This window comes from Spongiactinospora gelatinilytica (genome assembly GCF_003236385.1).
GTDB classification, from domain to species: Bacteria; Actinomycetota; Actinomycetes; order Streptosporangiales; family Streptosporangiaceae; genus Spongiactinospora; species Spongiactinospora gelatinilytica.
Genome location: NZ_POUA01000861.1, coordinates 1 through 453, shown reverse-complemented (window position 1 = coordinate 453; position 453 = coordinate 1). Strand labels below are relative to the sequence as shown.

General features: G+C 70.9%; 1 protein-coding gene. It reads left to right on the top strand.

The annotated features are described in order from the left end of the window. Window positions 1-16: 16 nt before the first annotated feature. Window positions 17-453: MFS transporter (locus tag C1I98_RS39780; protein WP_158558424.1), on the top strand; the 437-nt coding region annotated here is incomplete at its 3' end.

Sequence of the window (453 nt, the reverse complement as noted above, 5' to 3'; positions counted from 1 at the left end):
GGTGACCATTGCTCATGTGAGTAATGGGCGACGGCGGTGGTGGATCCTGGCGCTTGGCGTCAACGCGCATACGCTGACCACGGTCGGGATGTTCGGCCTACCGGTGCTGCTCCCGGCCATCCGTGACGAGCTGGGTGTCTCCCTGGCGGTCGCGGGCATGCTGACCAGTGCGCCGAGTCTGGGGGCGATGGCGAGCCTCATCCTGTGGGGGATGCTCGCCGACCGCCGAGGTGAGCGGCTGGTGCTCGGCAGTGGGGTGGCGGTGTGCGCGGTACTGCTGGCGGTGGCGGCCGTCGTGGAACAGCCGGTTCTACTCGGGGTCGTGCTCGCGCTGATGGGCGCGGCCGGGGCGGCGGCCATCGTCGGTGGGGGCCGGATCGTGCTGCGGTGGTTCCCGGCCGGGCAGCGGGGGATCGCGATGGGGCTGCGGCAGGTCTCGTTCATGCTGGGGAT